General features: G+C 67.9%; 11 protein-coding genes and 3 pseudogenes. 11 read left to right on the top strand and 3 right to left on the bottom strand.

Translation table 11 applies throughout. The annotated features are described in order from the left end of the window. Positions 1 to 52: 52 nt before the first annotated feature. Positions 53 to 492 (top strand): annotated as a pseudogene (locus M2163_RS01285) (transposase); the annotation flags it as partial. Between the two features lie 198 nt (positions 493 to 690). Here the strand turns inward: M2163_RS01285 and M2163_RS01280 are convergent. From M2163_RS01280 to M2163_RS01270, 3 genes and pseudogenes are all read right to left on the bottom strand, one after another. Next, positions 691 to 908, bottom strand: a pseudogene (locus M2163_RS01280) (transcriptional regulator); the annotation flags it as partial. A gap of 78 nt (positions 909 to 986) precedes the next feature. Then, positions 987 to 2,165 carry a cytochrome P450 gene (locus M2163_RS01275; RefSeq protein ID WP_280854929.1) on the bottom strand — a complete coding sequence of 393 codons (1,179 nt, stop codon included), beginning with the start codon at positions 2,163 to 2,165 and terminating at the stop codon, positions 987 to 989. Between the two features lie 223 nt (positions 2,166 to 2,388). Further along, positions 2,389 to 3,629: pseudogene (locus tag M2163_RS01270) on the bottom strand (IS3 family transposase). Between the two features lie 1,029 nt (positions 3,630 to 4,658). Between M2163_RS01270 and M2163_RS01265 the strand changes: the two are divergent. The 10 genes from M2163_RS01265 (at position 4,659) to M2163_RS01220 (ending at position 19,020) form a co-directional block, all read left to right on the top strand. Beyond that, complete coding sequence (locus tag M2163_RS01265) at positions 4,659 to 4,910, top strand: hypothetical protein (protein ID WP_280854930.1); 252 nt, start codon at positions 4,659 to 4,661, stop codon at positions 4,908 to 4,910. Between the two features lie 941 nt (positions 4,911 to 5,851). After that, positions 5,852 to 6,478, top strand: a complete 627-nt coding sequence (locus tag M2163_RS01260) for a class I SAM-dependent methyltransferase (RefSeq protein WP_280854931.1) — start codon at positions 5,852 to 5,854, stop codon at positions 6,476 to 6,478. A 152-nt stretch (positions 6,479 to 6,630) separates the two neighbouring features. Further along, positions 6,631 to 7,893 (top strand): MFS transporter, encoded by a 1,263-nt coding sequence (locus tag M2163_RS01255; RefSeq protein WP_280892898.1) that lies wholly within the window; start codon positions 6,631 to 6,633, stop codon positions 7,891 to 7,893. A 32-nt stretch (positions 7,894 to 7,925) separates the two neighbouring features. Beyond that, entirely contained in the window at positions 7,926 to 9,185 is a 1,260-nt protein-coding gene (locus M2163_RS01250; protein WP_280854933.1) for an ATP-grasp domain-containing protein, read from the top strand. Positions 9,186 to 9,194: 9 nt separating this feature from the next. Next, entirely contained in the window at positions 9,195 to 10,439 is a 1,245-nt protein-coding gene (locus tag M2163_RS01245; protein ID WP_280854934.1) for a hypothetical protein, read from the top strand. Beyond that, a complete protein-coding gene (locus M2163_RS01240) occupies positions 10,436 to 11,422 on the top strand; it encodes a phosphotransferase (RefSeq protein WP_280854935.1) in 987 nt (328 codons plus the stop codon). The genes M2163_RS01245 and M2163_RS01240 overlap by 4 nt, the downstream gene beginning before the upstream one ends. Beyond that, positions 11,415 to 12,908, top strand: coding sequence for an FAD-dependent oxidoreductase (locus tag M2163_RS01235; protein WP_280854937.1), 1,494 nt, complete (start codon positions 11,415 to 11,417; stop codon positions 12,906 to 12,908). Before M2163_RS01240 ends, M2163_RS01235 begins: the two co-directional genes overlap by 8 nt. 4 nt (positions 12,909 to 12,912) lie before the next feature. Next, positions 12,913 to 15,183 (top strand): non-ribosomal peptide synthetase, encoded by a 2,271-nt coding sequence (locus M2163_RS01230; RefSeq protein ID WP_280892897.1) that lies wholly within the window; start codon positions 12,913 to 12,915, stop codon positions 15,181 to 15,183. Beyond that, positions 15,173 to 18,172, top strand: a complete 3,000-nt coding sequence (locus M2163_RS01225) for a type I polyketide synthase (protein ID WP_280892896.1) — start codon at positions 15,173 to 15,175, stop codon at positions 18,170 to 18,172. Before M2163_RS01230 ends, M2163_RS01225 begins: the two co-directional genes overlap by 11 nt. Beyond that, on the top strand, positions 18,172 to 19,020 hold the full coding sequence (locus M2163_RS01220; protein ID WP_280892895.1) for a 3-hydroxyacyl-CoA dehydrogenase family protein: 849 nt from the start codon (positions 18,172 to 18,174) through the stop codon (positions 19,018 to 19,020). The genes M2163_RS01225 and M2163_RS01220 overlap by 1 nt, the downstream gene beginning before the upstream one ends.

Raw genomic sequence — 19,020 nt, 5'->3', positions numbered from 1 at the left:
AGGCGGTCGTTGGCTTCAACATGGGGCAGAGTACGCGGAGTTGGATCGTGCCGCGGCGATCATCTACGCGCTGGTCAGCGGCTGTGGCTGGCGGGCACTGCCACCCTGCTTCGGCATATCGAAGTCGACAGCCCACCGCGGGTTCCTGAACTGGTCCAGAGCCGGAGTCCGGGGCCGCCTGCACGAAGCCGTCCTGCACCGGTTGGACGACTCCGGCCTCATCGACGTCACCCGTGCCGTCCTCGACACCGCCCACGTCCGGGCCGAAAAGGGGGCGAACTCACAGGTTCGAGCCCCGTGGACCGGGGGCAAGCAGGGTTCCAGCATGCGTGTCCTGTCGGACGCGAACGGACTGCCCCTCCTCGTCGGTGTCCCGGCCGGCAACATCCACGACAGCGAAGGGCTGAAGCCCGGGGCCGAGGGCCACCAAATGAGACACGACCCCACCGCGGCCGCGGCCGCAACTACAAGCCGCAGCGCCTGCATGCAGACTGGCGGGACGGCCGGACATGAGCGGGGATCTTCTGGATAGTCGGGCGCTGTCTGCCGGGGAAGGGCCGTAACAGTCCCTGGGGGCGAAGCGGCGCTTCCCCTGACAGGCCGTGGCGCAGAGTGGGGAAGTAGTGCTCAGGGCAGCGATCCTGCCCGATGGCCCGGGTGGCGCGGGTGACCGATGCCAGGGCCCATGCTCAGGTGTGCGTGCTCGTTGTCGGACAGTCGCAGGGCATGGGCCAGCGCGGAGCACACCTGCGCCGAGGGGTGCGCGACCTGTCCCGGCTCAAGCCGGATTCGACCGAGATGCCGGCCAGCTTCGCCAGCTCCGAGCGACGCAGGCCGGGCACCCGGCGGAGTGAGCCGCGCGCGAATCCCACCGCCCCGGGGTCCACCCGGTCCCGCCACGCCCGCAGGCGGCATCCAGGTGCTCCATTCCCGCCACCCTCCCGAGGTCAGCGCATTACTGGTGGTACGCGCCACACCAGCCCCGGCTACCGGCGCACCCACAGCGAGGCCAGGCCGAAGAACGGGCCGGGTGGCGAAGGGTCGAGCGGCCGGTCGGCGAGCGCGAGGCCGGGGAACCGCCTCAGCAGCGCTGGCAAGGCCGTGGCCAGTTCGAGCCGGGCGAGCGGCGCACCGAGGCAGTAGTGGGGGCCGTGCCCGAACGCGAGGTGCGGACGCGGCGCCCGGTCCGGGTCGAACGTGCCGGGGTCCACGAACCGCCCGGGGTCTCGGTTCGCGGCGCACAGCGACACTGCCACCGTTTCGCCCACCTCCAGCCGCTCATCACCGATACTGGTCGCCTCCGTCACCCGGCGCGGGGTGGATACGGATACTGTCGACAGGAGGCGCAGCAACTCCTCGACAGCCGGCGCGACGGCGTCCTGGTCGTCACGAAGACGCGCGGCCCTTTGAGGCTCGCGAAGGAGAATCAGCGCGCTCAAGCCGAGCATGTCAGCCGTCGTTTGGTGCCCGGCGATCAGCAGGAGATTGGCCAGCCCGGCCAATTCGGGGTCGGTGATCGTGTCGCCGTGCTCGCGCACCAGCCGCCCCAGCAGGTTGTCACGTGGTGCGGTCCTGACCCGGGCGACCAGCTTCCCCATGTAGTCCGCGGCCTCTTGAGCCGCTTGGACTCGCGCCTGCAACGACCGGTTGGCGTCGATCCGGCGGGCGGCCACCTCCTGGAACTCGTCGCGGTCCTCCTCCGGCACTCCCAGCAACTCGCAGATCACCAAAGCCGGGATCGGCCGGGCAAACCCGGTGATCAGGTCCAATTCGGCGTCCTGGTCCTCAATTCCGTCCAGGCACCGCTCGACGATGGCGGCGACCCGTGGCCGCAGCGCTGCGACGTGCCGCGCGGTGAACTCACGGGCGCACATGCGCCGCAGCCGGCTGTGCTCAGGCGGGTCCAGCACCAGCAGGTTGCCGGCGTTCGCGGCACGATCGTCACCGCGGTCGCCGCCGAGGAACCGGGTGGCGGCCCGGCTCGAGAACCGGCCGGGGTCCGCGAGGACGGCTTGCGCCTGCTCGAACCTGGTCACCACCCGCAACGGTGAGCCGTCAGGAGAGACGGCGCTGAGCAGCGTGGCATCGGCCTGAGCCTGCTGCAGCTCGCTCACCGGGCCGAGATCCGCTCGGAGCATGTGGGGCAGAGTCCGCTCGTTGCTCATCGGGGCCTTCCTTCGTGGATAGCCCGGTCTTCAGGCCGGGGGAGGATACGAAGCTCCTGCGGAGCGGGGCAGGGAAAGCCGGTTCGCCGCAGGGGCGGAGCGGCGTCCAATCCAGCGAACCGGCAGATGGTCACAAGCTGTAGTTTGTGAGCCATGGCCACTCACGTGAAGCGGGCGTTCAAGTACCGGGGGTTCCCCGAAAAGTGGACACCGTTTTGTATGCTCATGCGGCAAGTGTGAGCATAGTTGAGTGCTGTGCCTCGTAGGCGACCGGGCTCAGCTGGCCGTTCTTCTTGTGGCGTCGCCAGGTGTTGTAGCGCGCGATCCAGCGGAAGACCGCTAGGCGGCAGGCGTGGGGTTCGTGGTAGCGGCGGGCGCCTTGGAGGGTCTCGCGTTTAAGGGAGGCGTGGAAGCTCTCGCAGGCGGCGTTGTCCGCGCTCGTGCCGACGGCGCCCATGGACTGCGTGACGCCCAACGCCGTGCACAGGCCGGCGAATTCCTTCGAGGTGTACTGGGCTCCGTGATCGCTGTGGAACACGGCTCCGGCCAAGTGGCCGCGGGTGGCCGCGGCGTGCTTGAGGGCGTCGGCGACGAGCTCGGTACGCATGTGGTCGGCGATGGACCAGCCCGACCACCCGGCGGCTGAAGCAGTCCAGGACGGTCGCCAGATACAGGAACTCGCCGTCCCCGACGGGCAGATAGGTTTATGTCGCCCATGTCTTCACGCCCGGCCCGGCGGCGTTGAAGTCGCGCTTGAACAGGTCCGGCACCGGAGTGTTCGACGGCTCCGGGACCGTGGTGCGGACCTTCTTGCGCAGGTGCACGCCGACGATGTTGAACTTGCGCATCACGCGGGCGACCCTCTTCTCGTTGATCTCCATGCCGGCGGTGGCACGAAGCTCGGCCGTCACCCGCGGGGAGCCGTAGGTGCCGTCCGACTCGGTGTGGACGGCCTTGATCTTCGCCGCCAGGGCGGCGTCGGCGCGCTCCCGTGCGGCGCGGGCAGTCTTGCCCTCGCGCCACTTGTAGAAGCTGGAGCGGACGACGTCCAGGACCTGGCGGAGCCGCTTGACCGGGTAGGTCTCGCAGTGATCCTCGATGAACTGGAAGCGGCCCGTCACCAGGTCATCTCTGAGGCGAAAAACTTCGTCGACTTGCGCAGGATGTTTCGTTCGGTGGCCAGGGTGGCGTTCTCCTTGCGGACGGCCCTCAGCTCGGCCTCCAGGGCCCTGATCCTCGCCGCGAGCTCGTCCTCAGCCTCGCCGGCCGGGGTGATGCTGGTCACGTTCTTCCTGGTCAAGCCGATGGTGCTGCCGCCGCGGGCGCGGCCGGCGCGGATCCAGTTCCGCAAGGTCTCCGCGTTGATCCCCAGGTCACGCTCTGCGCGATCGTGAGATCCGGATCCGAGTGGAACAGCGTGACGGCGTTGGCCTTGAACTCGGGCGAATAGACCTTCATCGCCATAGATGGTCACCCTCTCCCGACCCCCACCGGGGCCGGAGTCAAGGTGTCCACGACTCGGGGGGAGGTCCCCACCTGCGTAACGGGCACTTCTAAGGTCAGTTCGCGGCTGGGTTCGGTATCGGTACGACCGCGGGACAGGTCGGGCTGTGAGGACAATGGTCGATGGCGTTGCTCTGGCTCGACTCGAAACCAGGAAGCCGAGGGTTCTGGTCGGCTGCTTGTGCCTTGTGCCTTGTGCCTTGTGCCTTGTGCGTCGGTCAGGCCGGAGCGGCGCATACCGGCACCGGGTCGGCGCAGAGTGTCCCGGGACGGGGGCCGTGGTTCAGAAGGCGCCGCACAGTCCGGACCGCTCCCCACCATGCCGCGCCGGCCATCGGCACCGTAGCGTCGACCCTCAACCTGCCTGCTGCTTTTCGCGCCACCCGATGTGCCGGGGCCGTTGTCACGCCGTGTTCGGTGCCGCACCACCGGTCCGCCGACGGCAGCGCCTGTCTGACCGGCGTCGATGACTCACGTGCGCCTGGCGCCTCACTGTCGCCCTGAACACAGTCAAGCGGTACAGCCGCGTGGAGGGACCCACCGCCGAGCGCCACGCACTCCGCTACCGACTCCGTGCTTGTCGAGCCCTACCGCGACCATCTCCGCGCCCGCCACGCCGCCGGTCAGGACGTCTCCGTTGAGCGGCTGTTGGGGGAGATCAAGGAGCTGTATACACGGGCAGCCGCAATCTGCTTTACCGCTTCATCACCCAGGGCCGCGCCGGGGTGGCGAATAACCCGTCATGGCTCCGCAGCGCTCCACCCGCCTCGTCCTCACCCACTCCGACAACCTGTGGGACAGGGGTGGCCCACTGCTGCGGGAACCACGAAAGCCTGACACGAGACGAACGAACCTGCCTGCCTCGCCCGCGAGTTCGCCCAGCTGCGGACCCGGCGGAGGGCAACGACGCCGAGAGTGTGTGCCAGGCCGCAAACGGCGCGCCTGGCCACCGATGCGCTGGGCCTGGTCATCGCGGTCACTGTGCCGACCGTGATCATGCACGACGATGCCGCGGGTATCGCCCCTGCGAGCCAGGTCGCCGAGCACGCCGGCGGCATCGTCGAGAAGGTGCTGGTGACCAGGGCTTCAAGAACCATGCCGTCGAGCACCGCACAGTCCCGGGCATTGACGTCGCGACTGGCGAGCGCAACCGAGGAACACCGCCTACGGTGCGCAACCGAAGCGGTGGAAGGCCGAGCAGCCCTACGGGATTTGGATCCTGTACCGGTGTCTGATCCGTGACTACGAGCACCGCCGGGCCTCCTCCGCGTCCTGCGTCCAATGAGCGATGACCCGTGGCACGACCCGCTGTCTCACCGGCACGAGTGTTCCCGCCTGGCGCGATGCGCAGGCGGTGGATTGCGTGAACGTTGAGCCCCTGCTTGAGGCACTCGACCTTCAGGTCGATGCCGTGAGGCCTTGGCCGGCGACCTGCCAGGACAGATCGCGTACCTGACCCCGGATGAAGCGGTCACCCCGGCCTGGCAACGCCTCTCGCGGTCCCGCCGTCCACCGGGCCACCGGTCCGTCCCGATGACCAGGAAGGGAGAACAACCCGCAGCATCCCGGGTCCGTTCAAGCCGGGCGAAGCCGCCGCGTCACGCGACGGTCCCGCCCGACGCGCCCGCGAACGGAAGCGGGGTCGACCCTCACCCGACGGGCGGCGATCGCCGCTGAGGGATGGAGAGCAAGCCGACTGCAAGGAATCTGTAAGGGGACGAGCAAGATGACAGAAAGGGGTGCGGTGAAGACTTCTGACATCGGCCGACACGGGGCTCGTGGCACTTACAGCCGCGGTCGTCTGAAACAGCAAAATAAATCCACGTTCAAGGAGTCTGTAGCAAGTACCGAGACCCCAACTGTCCTTACCTCGCGGAATGGCAAAGTGCGTCTGCTGATGGGTGCACCGCGACATTCACCTTGCTCGACCGAACGCTAGCGCCGCCGTACCGAATAAGACGGAGAAGCGGCGACGACGGCACGGATCGGATCGTGGGAGAAGTCGGCGGGGTGCGGGCGGACCAGAAGACGGACCGCGCCGCCCCGGACGCAGTGACGGAAGTCGTTTCTGCCCCGACCTTGACTTTTATCGCCGTTCATCGATTCCAGTTTCGAGATCGGCGTACGCAAACGCACTACCGGAACACATCAAACCGCAGAAAAAATGAGTGACGGGAATTCAAATGAAGGCATTCACCGACAGCTGGGTCGACACGTTCTCCACGGTCTACTCGGATGAGCCGTTGGTCCGGCTTGCCTGGTTCACCGCCTCGCCGGGGATCGAGTTGATCAAGCTTGTTGCGGATGGGGTGATCAAGCGCGGCGACCGGGTCGTCGATCTGGGTTGCGGACCTGGTGTCGACTCCGTTTTCCTTGCCGCGCAAGGCATGCACGTGACGGGGATCGACCTCTCCGACGCCGCGCTCGAAAAGGCGCGAGCGTGGGCGGAACTGGCCGGTGTGTCGCCGGAATTCGTCCAGGGCGACGTCCTCGATCCGCCGCTGTCCGACGGGGTCGCTGACGTTGTCACCGATTCCTTCGTATTTCACAACATGCGGGATGATGCGCGCAGCATCTATGCAGATCAGGTGCATCGGCTCCTGCGACCGGACGGCCTGTTCGTCCTGAATTCCTTCTCCGATCGCATGGTGCCGGGAACCGGCCCCCGCCGTATCACCAGTTCAGACATTCTCTCCACCTTCGACAGTACGCGATTCGACTGTGAGGAACTGCGGACGTACCGCAACCTCCCCACGGCCGCGAAGCCCGACCAGATTCACTGGATCGGCAGGTTCCGAAAGGTGGGGTGATTACCTGCGCGTGGCGAGCAAGAGCTCGGTGACAACCTACCGCGGTAGACGGTTGACCCCATAAAAAATCAGTTGGAGCGCAAACAAACCATGTTCGATCCCGCGAATACGTCACCGGAAGGTTTCGGAACGTACGGGGAGGGCCCCCGCTGATGAGGTCCACCGCGCGCACGCCGTTCCTGCCGATCTACTTGGTCGGCTGGACCGTCAGTCGGTTGGGTGTGGGGCTGGTGCTGCCTCTCACCGCGTTGTACCTGAGCGACGCCGTCGGGCTGTCGGTGGCCGGTGTGTCGTGGTACTTCGCGGTGTCCGCGGTGTCCGCGCTGGTGGTGAACCCGGTCGCCGGCTACCTGTGCGACATCGTGGGACCGGCGAAGATCAGCCTGGTCACGTTTGCTCTGAGCTCCACGGGACCGTTCTTCCTCGCCTTCGCGCCGACGACGCTCAGTGTGCTGGCCGCCGCACTGACCGGTGCGGGGACGGGACTGTCCTACGCCCTGCTCACGCCCCTGCTCGTGTCGCTGTTCGGTGAGCCGCAACTGGGTCGTGTCCTGGCGGCGCAGAACCGCATCAAGGCGGGGGCGGTCGCCGGAGCCGCGATGCTGGGCAGTTTCCTGGTCGGCTCGTTCGGCCTTACGGGATACCGGATCTGCTTCGTGGCCAACGGGGCTTCCGCTTTCGTCTACGGTGCCGTCACGATAGCGATCCTACGGAGCAAGGGCGGCTGGGCACGGCCGGGAGAACGGGCGCCCGCTTCGGAGAATCGCAAGGTGTCCGACGTCTGGGCGCCACTGCTCGACCCAGTGTTCCGTGCTGTCCTGGTGCTCCAGGGGATGCTGGTCATTTTCGGATTCGGCCAGCTCGAGTCGGTGCTGCCCATCATTTTGCGCGACGGCAGTCGGCTTGGCGCCTTCGGGGTCAGCGTCGTGCTGGCGGTCAACGCGATCACCGTGGTTGCCCTACAGGGCGTGGCGCTGCGGGTCGTTGCCCGGCTGGGTTATGTCCGGGCGCTGCAGATCGCCGTGCTGTTGTGGTCGCTCAGCCTCGGCCTGCTGCTGTGGTCGGCGCACGCGCCCTCCGTTCGTGCCGCGCTGGCGATCGTGGTGGGCTACGGGGTGGTGTTCGCGCTCGGCGAGTGTCTGGTCTCACCAAGTCTGCAACCCCTGGTGGTGGCCACCGCTCCGCCGGCGAAGGTCGCGGCGTACTCGGCGTCGACCTCGCTGGTGTTCAGCATCGGCAACCTCGCCGCGTCATCACTTTGCCTTCCGGCCTTCGTCTTCCTGGGCCTTCCGGCCTACCTGCTCATACAGCTGGCCGGCCACGGTGTCGCGGCGACTTCGCTCTTCCTGCTGACCCGCAGGAAGCCGGCCCGCGCGGCTGAAACCGTCACCAGGAGCCCGGTCTCCTCTCGATGACAACAACCCCCTTAGCAAAGGACGGTCACGTAATGCCAGGCAATACCAATGTGCGCGGAACCCTGCTGGTGGTCGGCGGCGGCAACCAAATCCGGCACGAGCACCTGCTTGCGCAAATGGCACAGGAGGCCGATCTGGTTCTCCTGACACCGCAGCCGGCGGATTGGCAGTTGCGCTGGGTCGGGGACACCGAGGTTTTCGATCCGAAGGATGCCGACGACGTACTGCGGTCCGCGAAGGAGCTGGTGTCGCGTACTCCCGCCGATGCCGTGGTGACCTTCGAGGAAGCCCATGTCGTGCTGACCGCGCAAATCGGCGAGGCGCTGGGGCTGCCCGGTATGCCGGTCGAGGCGGCGGAGCTGGCGCGGGACAAGAAGCTGCAACGCGATCTGTTGACGCGAACGGGATTGTCGCCGACGCGGTCCGTGCTCGTGCACGATTTCGCGGCCGCTCGCGCCGCCGCCGAAGAGATCGGATACCCGGTGGTGGTCAAGCCCCAGGGACTGTCCGGCAGCGCTGGGGTGCGTAGGGTCGAGCACGAAGCCGAACTCGAGGAGGCCCTGCGCAACGCCACCGCCGCGCCGAGCATGGGCATGGCAGCCAAGGGGCTCCTCATCGAGGAGTACCTGGACGGCTACGAGTTCAGCGTGGATTTCTGGGTGTCCGGCGGGGAAGCCGTCATGGTTTACGGGAACCGCAAGCTGTGGGGCTTCGACCCGTACCCGATCGAGGTCGGCCAGATCTGCGGTCGGGACGCGCTCGATCTGCCCGCCCTGCAGCCGGGAATCCAGCTGGCCCACGACAGTGTGCTCGCGGCCGGGTTCGACCGGGTCGTGGCGCACATCGAGGTCAAGATGACGTCCGCCGGACCGCGGATCGTCGAGCTCAACGCCCGGCCCGCCGGGGGTCTTTCACCGCGAGTCATCGAACTCGCGTGCGGAGTGAAGACCGGTGCCGCACTCGCCGCCGCGGCACTCGGCCGACGGCCGGACACCGAGTCGTTCGAGGACCGGGCGGCAGGCCTCCTGTTCCTTTACCCGGCCGCCAGGATGCGGTTCGCGGGCCTGGCCCCCGCCCCCCGGCTGCGTGACCGCCCGTGGTTGCACGACGTGTGCGAGTACACCGCGCACGGAACCGTGGTCGCCCCACCGCCGGAGGATGTGTTCGGCCAGGTCGGGCACGTGATCGTCACCGGCAGCGACGCCGAGGAAGTGCACGATCGCCTCCTGCTGGCGGAGCACGAGTTGCGGGTGCTGGGTGATCCGACCGAGCGCGCTTGCGCTGGGCACTGAGGGGGTCTCGTGCGTGTTCTCGGCAGTGCTCAGGCATTCGGATTCGGGCCGGTGGCCAAGCTGGTCAGCCTGGCGGCGCAGCTCCAGCGGAGCAGGATCCACTTCATCGGCAGCGGTATCGCACTCGACTACGCGCGGCTCAACGGGAAGGGCTTCACCGATATCGACGAGTTCGATCTGTCAGACACAGCGGCCACCCGAGCGATAGTGCGTCAGTACGACAGTGTGATCAGCGTGATGGAGCCCATGCTCGTCTACGCGGCGGTACGCGAAAGGGTGCCGGTCAGGTTCTTCGACAGCCTCTTCGGATTCTGGATCGTCGGCCGTGGCTTTGCGGAACTGGGCCGCGTGGCCGAGGCGGTCCGGCTCGGCTCGGACGAGGAGGCCGCCGCGGCGTTCGGATCGTTGTCCGTGCACGAATCAATGGTGGTCGCGCACATGATGGCGACGGAGTCGTTCGCCCAGGCGTTCCCCGGAGTGACGGAACGCGTGGACCTGCTCGCGTTGCAGGGGTTCGAGTCGACCACTGTCACCGGGGCGATGGTGGACCTCGGCGAACTCAACCCCATTGTCCAGCGGACGCCGCGAACACTGGTGGCCAACCTGGGTGGCTTCACCAACGCGTTCCTGGATTACGAGAAGCATGGTGCGTACGTCGACGTCATGCTCCGGTGGCTGCAACGCATGGCTGCCGACGGATGCGATTTCGACGAGATCATCGTGTGTTCCGGGGCCTTCCGCCGCTCCCGTGAGTACACCGTGAACGGGGTGCGGATGCGGATCGGGCTCCTCCCGCACGCCGATCTCCTCGAACTCCTCTCCACAGGGCCGGTGTACATGGCTCCGCCGGGCCTCACCTCACTGCATGAGGCCGCCGCGCTGGAGGTCCCGGTGATGCTGCTGCCCGATCAGCACCACGGGCATACGCACAACCGGGAAAGCCTGGCGGGAACACTGGTCGAGCGGTACGGCGCCTCGTTCGGTGAGGCCGGCTTCGACAAGGACAACCCCGACGACGATCTCGCGGGGACCCTCGCACTCGCGGATCTGGCCGCTCAGATCGACAAGAGCCCCGAACTTTTCGAGGAGTTCGCCGACTACGCGGACCGAAAGCTCTCGGCCTTCATCGATGTCTGCCGCCGCGACCGGAGGGCGTACGTGCGCGAGTTGCAGCGGTTGACCCACGGAGTACCGATCGCGGAGGTCATTCGCCGCATCGACGTCGACGAACATAACGCGGAGCTCGTCTCATGAAACAGCAGTCGGAAGCCGTCGAAGCCCGGATCGACACCCGTGCCCGCATCGACCTGATGGCGGTGCACGAGCGGCACAGCGGGGTCGTGGAGGAGGACCGCATCACCTTCACCTCGTGGACACCGGTGGGGGCTCGGAAGATCAAGAAGCGGAGGTTCACCGCGCTGGTACTGGACGGCAGGCCGGTACTGGTGTCGAAGTCCGCGCTCGACCACGACGACGCCAAGGTAGCCGCCGAGTGGCACAAGCTGGGCCGGCTGGCACTTCCTGCCACGGTGGACTGGGCAAAGCCCGTGGAACAGACCGAAGACGGCTTCATCATGACGTACGCGGCGTCGGAGGACCTGCCGACCGCGTTGATGGGGACCGGGGACAGGGAGACGTTCGCCGCGCTGCTGACCCGGACCGTCGACCTCGTCGCTGACATGCATCTGCGCGGTGCTGTGACCGACAACGACCCCGCTGCGCGCTGGGCAGCGGCACGGCAGTACGTGGCAGATCCACTGGTGTCCTCGCCATCTCTGCGGGCGGCGCTCGAACACGCACTGGTCGGCCCCACGCACGGCGACCTGGCACCGTGGAATCTGCGGTACGACGCCGAGACCGACCGGATGTCCATCATCGACTGGGAGGACTACCGGCCGCTCGGCATCGCCGGCATGGACTTGCTTAACCTGCTGGTCACCTTGGGCCTCGTGGTCTTCCCCGAATACCGTGAGCGAGGCCTGGACTGGCTCTACGACCAGATCCTTGAGAGCGATCACTGGTACGCCTTGCTGCTGCGGGACTTGCTCGTCCGTTACGCCGAGCGCACCGGTCAGCTGCCGCGGCGAGTGGTGGACCTCCTGCCTCTGTTCTGCCAGTGGCTCATCGCCCGCATCAGCAACGAGGGGCGGGACCCCTCCCCGCTCTACTACGGGCATTTCATCGCCCGCTACACCGCCAGCGCGCCCCAGTGGGTCAAGGAGTTGCCCGATGCGTGACACCGAGCGTTATGACAGCGTCGTGATCGGTGGCGGTCCCGCAGGGATATTCGCCGCCTACACCCTGGCACGGGCGGGAACCCGCGTGCTGCTGCTCGAAGCGGGCGGCCCCATGCTGGGCAGCCTCTGCCCGCGGGTCAAGGTGGACCTCAACGGCAGACTGGTACGGGCCAGTGAGCGGTTCCGGATGCAGTGCCCACGCTGCACCTGCCTGACCGGGCTTGGTGGCGCCGCGTTCCACTTCGACACGAGCCTGGGCTACCCCAGCGCGCTGAGCCGATCGAAGATCGAGCAGTCCGAGGACGGTGAGGTCCGCAAGTTCAGCAGCCTGGAACGGGCGCTGGGCTCGCTGGACGGCGCCGAGCAGGCCGTGCGCGAGGTCTTCGATGAGCTGCACCGACACGGGCTGAACCAGCACGACACCAGCGGCGGCCCCGTTGCCGCGGACACCACGTCGGTCAACAGCCATTTCGACGGCATCGATCTGACCGTGTCGCAGTCGATCACCGTGGACACGGCGCTGACCGTCGTGGAGAGCATGATGGAGGCACTGGTCGAAGCGGGTGGTGAGGTCCGCTTCCACACCCGCGCCACCAGGATCGGCACAGCCGCGGACCCCCGGTTCGTGGTCGAGGCGGAGCAGGCTGACGGTACGGCCGTGACCCTGACGGCCGACTCGGTCGTCGTCGCGGTCGGTAAGCTCGGCCTGCCGTGGGTGCGGAACTTGATCGCAGACCTCGGCCTGGAACACAGCGCCGCCGCGAAGGTCGATGTCGGGGTGCGGCTTGAGGGGGACCGGGAGCTGCTGGCCCCGCTGTCCTCCCAGTGTTCCAACCCGAAACTCGCCTTCCTCAACCAACGTGGTGAGTCGGTCAGGACGTTCTGTGTCTGCGCGGGCGGCCGCATCATGCAGTACGGGTTCGAGGACGCCGTCGTACTCGACGGCCAGCACTGTCTGACCAGGCCGACCCGGCGGACCAACTTCGGCATTGTGACGACCGTGCGCATGCCGGCCGGCCAGGACGGTACCGATTTCGCGCTGGACCTCATTCGCGATGTGGCACAGCGAGGCGGCGGACGCCCGGTCGCGTGCACCGTCGAGGAACTGCGGGCGCACTACCGGGGTGAGCCGGTCACACCGGCCACGTCCCTCGACACGAGTTTGATCAACTACGAGCACGCGGCGCTGACCGAATGCCTCCCCCGCACGCTCGTCGGTGACGTGCTCGCCATGGTCGACCGGCTCAACGCGGTGTTCCCCGGAATGATCGTGCCCGGCGCCGTGGTCGCCGCACCGGTCATCGAGCGGATCTCCCCTCAGATGTCACTCACACCGGACATGGAATCCAGTGAACCCGGCCTCTATTTCGTCGGAGACTCCTCCGCCAAGATCATTGGGGTCACCTACGGAGCAGCGACAGGAACGGCCGCGGGCCGGCACATCATCGCTACCAGGCACCCCGTCCTCGCCGGTAAAGGCCGGTGAGACGATGACATCGACCCTGGTGGCCGAACGCGCCTACCGCATCGGCCCCTTGACGGCAGCCGGGCCGGATCTCGACCTGGCGCACGCTCTGGCGACGACGGCCGGGCTGCTCCTGCACCGGTACGGCCTGCCCCCGTCCGTCCACCATGCACTGCCTGACGGCTCGCTCGTGGCGGCCCCCGGGGTGCAAGACCCGGACAGCTACCGCCTCGGAGACGTTCTCACCAAGGCGACCAGCAGTACCCCGGGTTCCGTGGTCGTGGCTCTGCAATCCGCTCCTGGCGGCCGAGTTCCGCCGCTGCGAGCGACCCTCGTGCCGTCACCGGGCGAGGACGGCACCGAGGTGACCGCGCTGCTGCACGAAGGGGACCCGGACGACCTCGACCAGGTGATGGAGCACATACAGGTCGTCCTGCGCGCGGCCGCCATCCGCCCGCAGGACCGGTTCGGCGACCTCGACGTGCTGACCGAGCGCGAACGCGAACTCCTCCTTCGGGAGTGGAACGGACCGCAGGTGCGGTACCCGGACACCACCCTGCACGCCATGTTCGCCGAACAGGCCCGGCGCACGCCGGACGCCATCGCCATCATCGACGGTGAGCGGAGTGTGACCTACCGCGAGCTCGACCTCGCGTCCAACCGCGTCGCACGCCAGCTGCGCCCGCTGCTGCCCGGCGCCGGCGCACCGGTCGTCTGCACAGGACAGCGGTCGATCGAGACCTTGACGGTGAAGATCGGCATCATGAAGGCGGGCGCCGCCTTCCTGTACGTTGACCCGTCGACACCGTCGGCCCGGGCCCAGCGGATATGCGAGATCTCCGCCCCTGCCGCCGTCGTGTCCTCGCGGCACGCGCCCCGGCCGGATTTTCAAGCGCCGACGTTTGTCCTGGAAGACCTCCTCGAAGACATGTCCGTCCCGGACACCCCCATCGAGGACATCGCCGACGAGAGCACAGCCGCGTACATCCTGTTCACCTCCGGCTCGACCGGAGAGCCGAAGGGCGTGATCCGCCCTCACCGGATGCACACGACAAGAATCTTCTTGGAGCAGCGGCTCTACCAGCTCGACGGGAGCGACCGGCACTTGATGAAGTCGGTGCCGTTCTTCCGGGAGTTCTACTGGGCTCTCGCGACCGGCGGGACGATAGTCGTGGCCCGTCCCGGTGGAGAGCGCGATGACGCGTACCTCGACCACCTCATCCGCACCCACGGCATCACCGTATGCAGCTTCGTACCCTCGATGATGCGGGTGTTGCTGGCCAATCCCCGCTTTCGCGCGCCGGGCCTGCCGATCCGGCACCTGTTCACCGCGGGCGAGGTGGTCGACCTCGACCTGGAACGGCAGTTCCGGGAACTCGGCATCGCGGTGCACGTGACCTACACCCTGGCCGAGGCCGACTATGTGTGCCACCGGGGAGAGGCACTGCCCGACGACGAGAAGACGTCGACCGTCGGCAGGCCCATCGACATGCGGCTGTACGTGTGCGACTCCGCGGGTCGCCTACGACCGCCGGGATTCGTCGGGGAACTCTACGCCGGCGGGCCGGGACTCGCCGACGGATACCTCAACCGGCCGCAGCTCACCGACGACCGCTTCGTACCCAATCCCTTCGACCCGCTGCACGCTCCGGTGCTGTTCCGCACCGGGGACCTTGGGCGCTTCCGCCCGGACGGCCAGGTCGAGTTCGTCGGCAGGGCGGATACGCAGATCAAGATCCGCGGACAGCGGGTCGAGCCCACCGAGGTGGAGCACGCAATCCGTGGCCACCACAACGTCGCGGCCACCGCCGTCGCCAGTCTGCCCGACGCCGACCAGGGGAACCTGCTCGTGGCGTACGTCGTGCCGATGGACGGCGTGCTCGACGTCCCCGGGCTCAAGCGCTTCCTCTTCGACCTGCTGCCGCCGTACATGGTGCCCACCTACATCGTCCCGGTCGCCGACCTGCCCCTGCTCGGCAGCGGCAAACTGGACCGGGCGGCCTTCGCCACGCAGCTCAGAGCACGCCCTGATTTCCTGGCTCCGCCGGAACCGCCCGAGGACCACGTCGAGCTCACCGTCGCGACGGTGTGGTCCAACGTTCTGGGGCTGCGCGAGATCGGAGTGGAGGACTCGTTCCTCGACCTGGGAGGCGACTCCCTGAAGGTGATGCTCCTGCGCATAGCCCTCGAAGAGGCGCTGGGCGACCGCGTCGACCTGGCCATGCTGCTCCAGACGCCGACCGTCCGGGACTTCGCCGAGCAGTGGAAGTCGTCGGGAGGCCACGGTGAACGGTGACCACAAGGTGACGTCCTGGGGCGGCAGGGTGGCGATCGTCTCGGCGGCACTCCGGCTGCCGGGCGGTAACTGCGAGCAGTCCTACTGGGACAGCCTGCAGGACGGCACGGATGCCATCAGGCGTACGGCGGACAGCGCGCCAGACTTCGGCCAGCACCCGCTTGGTACTCCGGACAATGCCCGCTTCATCTCCGCGTATGGCGCCATCGACGCGGCCACCGCGTTCGACCACCAGCGGTTCGGCATGTCGGCCGCCGAGGCGATGCTCACCGATCCCCAGCACCGGACGCTGCTCGAACTGGCGGACGAAGCGCTGCACCGGGCGGCAGTCTCCTCCACCGGGCGGGCACGGACAGCGGTGTTCGTCGGGACGGGCCCCACCTCCTACGACGAGGTTGTACGACGCCACCTGGCAGGCACACCGGGTGTCGACGACTTCGCCGTCGAGTTGGGCACGGCACGTGACTACGCAGCGGGGAAGATCGCCTACCGGCTCGACCTCAAGGGCCCCGCGGTCAACGTCCTGGCCGCCTGCTCGACGGCGCTGGTCGCCGCCCACCTGGGCTGCCGAGCACTGCTGGCCGGTGAGGCCGACACGGCGCTCGTCGGTGTGTCGGCGATCCGCTTCCCCGAGTGGCGCGGGTACTGGGCCGTACCGGGCAGCATCAGTTCCGTGGACGGGGTGTGCCGTCCCTTCGACGCGAGGGCGGGCGGTACCGTACCCGCGGACGGGGCGGGCGCCCTGGTCCTCAAACGCCTGGACGACGCACTCGCCGCCGGCGATGACGTACTCGCCGTCATCCGCGGCAGCGCGACGAACAACGACGGTGCCAAGCCCGGCTTCGCGAGCGTGAGTTCAGCCAGCCAGGAGGCCGTCATCCGTGCGGCCCTGCATGCCGCCAGCGTCGACCCGAACGCGGTTTCCTACGTGGAGAGCCACGGCACCGCCACGCGACTCGGTGACGCGGTGGAGTGGTCGACGTTGCAGAAGGTGTTCCGCCGCAACGACCGCCCGCTCTACGTCGGCGCGGTGAAGGGGAACATCGGGCACACCAGGGAGGCCGCCGGGTTCGCCGGGCTGCTGAAGGCCGTCTCCAGCCTGCGGCACGGCCTCGTCCCGCCGACCGCGAACTTCGCAACGCTTCCGACGGAAATGCACGTCGATGACTCTGCGGTCCGCCCGGTCTCCAAGGCACAGACCATCGACACCGCCCCCGGCCGTGTCGTGGGGGTCAGCGCGTTCGGACTCGGCGGGTCGAACTGCCACCTGGTGCTGGAGGCCCCACCCGAGCGTGCCCCGGCACGGGGCGGGACCCGCGGCGTGGTGCTCCTGTCCAGTCACCGACTCGACACCCTCGACGCCGACACCGAGCGCGTCCGCGACCTGCTCGGGTCACGCCCTGAGGCTGCCGCTCCCCTCGCCCACCGCGCCCAGCGCAGGGCCCACCCGCACCGCTACCGCCGGTTCGTCAGGCTGGACGGCGGGCCCGGAGACGGGGTGTTCGCCGCGCCCGCCGGCCGGGTGCCGAAGCGGCCCGACAAGATCGTGTTCGCCTTCCCCGGGGTGGGCAGCGAGTACATCGGCATGGGAGCCGGCCTGGTCAAGACGTCCGCCGTGTTCCGACGCAGCATCGAGGAGTCGGTGCAGATGGCCGCGGATCGTGGGGTGGACATCTCCGAGGTCTTCGCCACCGCCCCGCAGCCGGACGCGGAACCGTCACGGAGCCTCGACTTGCTGAGGATGGTCCGCGGCGCGGGCGGCGCCCACCGACCGGGCGCGCTCGATTCCCTGCCCGGCCGGCACCTGGCGCTGTTCGCCGTCCAGATGGCCTACGTCGACATGTTCGCGGCAGCCGGCATCCGCCCCGCGGCCGTGCTCGGGCATTCGCTGGGCGAGTGGACGGCAGCCACCGTGGCGGGCGTGCTGCGCAAGCGGGACGCCGTCGAGCTGATTGCGAAACGGGCCGAACTGATCAGGGAGAGCGGGCCGGGCGCGACGATCGCCGTCGCCGCTCCCGCGGACGAGGTGGTCCCGCTGCTCAACGGCCGGATGACCCTGGCTGCGGACAACAGCGCGCAGAGTTGCACGGTGTCGGGACCCGCCGACGCGGCCGAGGAGGTCCAGCGGGTACTGGGCGCGCAGGGGATCGTCTTCCAGCAGGTCGACTCCGGACTGGCCTTTCACAACGAGCAGTTGAGCGACGCGAGTGTCCATCTGCGGGAGATGCTGCGGGATCGCAGTTTCGGTACCTCCGACATCGACATCGCCTCCGGTGTCACCGGTACGTGGTCGGTCGGTGCCGCTCTCGATGCGGAGTACTGGCAGCGCCAGCTCACGGCCGCCGTGCAGTTCCGGAGCGCGCTGCGCACCGTCGCCGGCCGCTATCGGGTGCTGGTCGAGATCGGGCCGGGCAACATCCGCCCGTGGGCCGCGCAGACAGCGGACGGGCTCGAGTCGATCCGCGTGGCCCGAGCATCGTACGAGGGCGTACCGGATCTCACCGTGTACGAACAGGCACTGGCCTCTTTGTGGATGCGCGGACACGAGCCCATATGGCCGTCGCGGGAATCCGCCTCGGAGGCCATCGCAGAACCAGAAGCCGCCCCGTCGCTGCACCGCAGTGTGTTCGACCCGAGAGGCACGGCGGCCGCACCGGAGTCGGCACAACCGCACCGGGCGGGACCGGACGAGCCGGCCGCGGACGGGCGACCGGAACGTGCCGAGATCGGACTGCAGTCGCTCACCGACCAATTGGGCCTGATGTGGTGCGCGCTGCTCGGCCTCGCCGAGGTCGACCCGGACGCCCACTTCTTCGATATGGGCGGAGATTCCCTGCTCGGCCGTCACCTCATCGCGATGGTGCAGGAGTACTCGGGTACCGCGGTCCCGGGGACGGTCGTCTTCGAGTCCGGTTCGCTGCGGGGCATGGCCACTTCGATCCACGCGTGGATCAGCCGGGAACGGATTGCACAGGAGAGGAAGCACTGATGCCAGATATGGTCGCGGTCTTGGGCGCGGGTGTGATCGGCACGAGCGTGGCCCACGCGTGCCTGCAGGCCGGACACCACGTCACGCTCATCGACCGTAAGGACAAGGACTGGTCGCAGGTCCGGGCGGCATTGCGGCGCCACCAGCGGCTGATGCGGTTCGCTCAGCCCGACCACACTCCCGTGGACCTTGAGCGGCTCACTCTGTCCGAGGACCTGGCCGACGCCGTCGGCGCCGGTTTCATCATCGAAAACGTCACCGAGGAATGGGCGGTCAAACGAGAGGTGTACGACACCCTGCGGGTCCTGGGTGTCAAAGAGGCATACATCGCGGCCAACACCTCGGCCATCCCGATCGCCCGGCTCGGCTCGGTGGCTCCCGACGAGTCGCGAGTCGTCGGCGTCCACTTCATGAACCCCGTGTCGGCGATCGACATGGTCGAGGTGGTCCGGGGACCAGCGACGTCGGACGACACGATTCAGTCGGTGCGCGCATTCCTGACCGCGATGGGAAAGAAAGGCGTCGTCGTCAATGACAGCCCCGGGTTCGTGATCAACCGGATCCTCATGGAGGTGGTGAACCAGGCCGCCCAGCTGGTCCATGAGGGCGTCGCCGAACCGCACCAGATCGACGAGCTTTTCAAGGGCTGCCTCGGCCACACAATGGGGCCGCTGCGCACGGCCGACCTCATCGGCATCGACACCGTCGTCCGCACGCTCGACGTTCTGCGCGAGGCCTTGAACGACCCCATGTTCGAGCCTTCTGCGCACCTGCTGAAGAAAATGCGAACAGGGGAGCTGGGCATGAAAACCGGCCGGGGATTTTACGAATACGGTAAGGAATTCTGA

This window comes from Streptomyces sp. SAI-135, assembly GCF_029893805.1.
GTDB lineage: Bacteria > Actinomycetota > Actinomycetes > Streptomycetales > Streptomycetaceae > Streptomyces.
The sequence above is the reverse complement of the archived record's forward strand: the minus strand, read 5'-3'. Positions and strand labels throughout refer to the sequence as shown.

Coding starts and splice junctions, on each gene's coding strand:
- M2163_RS01275 (WP_280854929.1), bottom strand. CDS start 2,165: ATGAGCAACGAGCGGACTCTGCCCCACATGCTCCGAGCGGATCTCGGC.
- M2163_RS01260 (WP_280854931.1), top strand. CDS start 5,852: ATGAAGGCATTCACCGACAGCTGGGTCGACACGTTCTCCACGGTCTAC.
- M2163_RS01255 (WP_280892898.1), top strand. CDS start 6,631: ATGAGGTCCACCGCGCGCACGCCGTTCCTGCCGATCTACTTGGTCGGC.
- M2163_RS01250 (WP_280854933.1), top strand. CDS start 7,926: ATGCCAGGCAATACCAATGTGCGCGGAACCCTGCTGGTGGTCGGCGGC.
- M2163_RS01240 (WP_280854935.1), top strand. CDS start 10,436: ATGAAACAGCAGTCGGAAGCCGTCGAAGCCCGGATCGACACCCGTGCC.
- M2163_RS01235 (WP_280854937.1), top strand. CDS start 11,415: ATGCGTGACACCGAGCGTTATGACAGCGTCGTGATCGGTGGCGGTCCC.
- M2163_RS01230 (WP_280892897.1), top strand. CDS start 12,913: ATGACATCGACCCTGGTGGCCGAACGCGCCTACCGCATCGGCCCCTTG.
- M2163_RS01220 (WP_280892895.1), top strand. CDS start 18,172: ATGCCAGATATGGTCGCGGTCTTGGGCGCGGGTGTGATCGGCACGAGC.